Below are 2331 nucleotides of genomic sequence, written 5' to 3'. Positions count from 1 at the left end.
ACCCCGGAGCGCATCGACGCGGTCCTGGCGCCGAAGGCCGACGCCGCCTGGCACCTGCACGAGCTCACCGCCGACATGGACCTGACCGCGTTCGTCATGTTCTCGTCCGCCGGCGGGCTCGTCCTCACCGGCGGGCAGGCGAACTACGCCGCCGCCAACGTGTTCCTCGACGGCCTCGCCGAGCTGCGGCACGCGCAGGGCCGCCCGGCCACCGCCATGGCGTACGCGCTGTGGGAGGTCGGGGCCGGCCTCGGCGAACTGCTCGGCAACGCCAACCGCAAGCGCATGAAGGGCCTCGGCATCCCACCGCTGAGCCACGACCAGGGCCTCGCCATGTTCGCCGCCGCCCTGCGCTCCGGCCGCCCCGCGGTCGCCCCGATCCGGGTCGACACGGCCGCCCTGCGCGCCCGCACCGACGAGATCCCGGCGCTGCTCCGCGACCTCGTGCCGGCCGTACGCCGGGTCGCCGCGACCGCGACCGCGGCCGCCGCCGTACCCGTCACCGGCCTGGCCGCCCAGCTCGCCGGGCTGGACGAGGCCGGGCGGGTGCGCGAGATCCTGCGGATCGTGCGCGCCCGAGTCGCCGCCGTGCTCGGCCACGACTCGGCCGACGAGATCGCCCCCGACCGCGCCTTCCAGGAGCTCGGCTTCGACTCCCTCGCCGCCACCGAGCTGCGCAACCAGCTGAACACCGCCACCGGCCTGCGGCTGCCCGCCACCCTGGTCTTCGACGAGCCGAACGCGACCGCCGTGGCCCGGTTCATCGACGCCGAACTGGCGCCGGCCGGCCGGCCCGACGCGCAGCCGGCCGTCCTCCGCGAGTCCGACCCGCAGGAGCCCATCGCGATCGTCGGCATGTCCTGCCGCTACCCGGGCGGTGTCGGCTCGCCCGAGGACCTGTGGCGCCTGGTCACCGACGGCGCCGACGCGATCGGCGACTTCCCGCTCGACCGCGGCTGGGACCTCGCCCCGCTGCGCACCCCCGACGGCGGCACCTACGCCACCACCGGCGGCTTCCTCGACGACGCGGCCGGCTTCGACCCCGAGTTCTTCGGCATCTCGCCGCGCGAGGCGCTCGGCATGGACCCGCAGCAGCGCCTGACCCTCGAACTGACCTGGGAGGCCCTCGAACGGGCCGGCATCGACCCGACCTCGCTGCGCGGCAGCCGCACCGGCGTCTTCGCCGGCGTGATGTACCACGACTACCCCGGCGCCGACGGCAACGGCAGCGTGGTGCCCGGCCGCGTCTCCTACAAGCTCGGCCTGGAGGGCCCCGCGGTCGCGGTCGACACCGCCTGCTCCTCATCGCTGGTCGCGCTGCACCTGGCCGTGCAGGCACTGCGCCAGGACGACTGCACCCTGGCCATCACCGGCGGCGTCACCGTGCTGTCCACCCCCGGCGTCTTCGCCGAGTTCGGCCGCCAGGGCGGCCTCGCGCCGGACGGCCGGTGCAAGTCCTTCGCCACCGCCGCGGACGGCACCGGCTTCGCCGAGGGCGCCGGCTTCCTGGTCCTCGAACGGCTCACCGACGCCGAGCGCAACGGCCACCCGATCCTCGCGGTGGTCCGCGGCTCGGCCGTGAACCAGGACGGCGCGTCGAACGGGCTGACCGCACCGAACGGGCCGTCCCAGCGCCGGGTCATCCGGCAGGCGCTGGCCGGCGCGCGCCTCACCGCCGACCAGGTCGACGCCGTCGAGGCGCACGGCACCGGCACCAGGCTGGGCGACCCGATCGAGGCGCAGGCGCTGCTGGCCACGTACGGGCAGGACCGCGACGAGCCGCTCTACCTGGGCTCGGTGAAGTCCAACATCGGCCACACCCAGGCCGCCGCCGGAGTCGCCGGCGTGATCAAGATGGTCATGGCGATGCGCCGGGAACTGCTACCGGCCAGCCTGCACATCGACGAGCCGTCGTCCGAGGTGGACTGGACCGCCGGCGCGGTGCGGCTGCTCACCGAGGCGCGGCCGTGGCGCCGCGACGACCGGCCCCGCCGCGCGGGCGTCTCGTCGTTCGGCATCAGCGGCACCAACGCCCACGTCATCATCGAGTCCGTACCGGCCGCCCCGGCGGCACCGGCCGGACCGGCCGACGCGGTCGTACCGTGGGCGCTGTCCGCCCGGTCCCCGGAGGCGCTGCACACCCTTTCCGACCGGGTGGCCGCGCTGGACGCCCACCCGGCCGACGTGGCCCGCGGTCTCACCACCCGGGCCGCCCTCGACCGGCGCATGGTCAAGGTCGGCGACGCCGTGATCGAGGGCGAGGCCCGCGGCGGCCGCACCGCGTTCATGTTCACCGGCCAGGGTTCCCAGCGTCTCGGGATGGGCCGTGAC

General features: G+C 75.7%; 1 protein-coding gene. It reads left to right on the top strand.

The genetic code is table 11. The annotated features are described in order from the left end of the window. Nucleotides 1-2331: beta-ketoacyl synthase N-terminal-like domain-containing protein (locus AB0B58_RS42235; RefSeq protein ID WP_360237039.1), on the top strand; the 2331-nt coding region annotated here is incomplete at both ends.

It is taken from the genome of Actinoplanes sp. NPDC049118, from assembly GCF_040648555.1.
In the GTDB taxonomy this organism is placed as follows: domain Bacteria; phylum Actinomycetota; class Actinomycetes; order Mycobacteriales; family Micromonosporaceae; genus Actinoplanes.
Note: the sequence above shows the minus strand (reverse complement) of the source record. Positions and strands in the feature narration are given on the sequence as shown.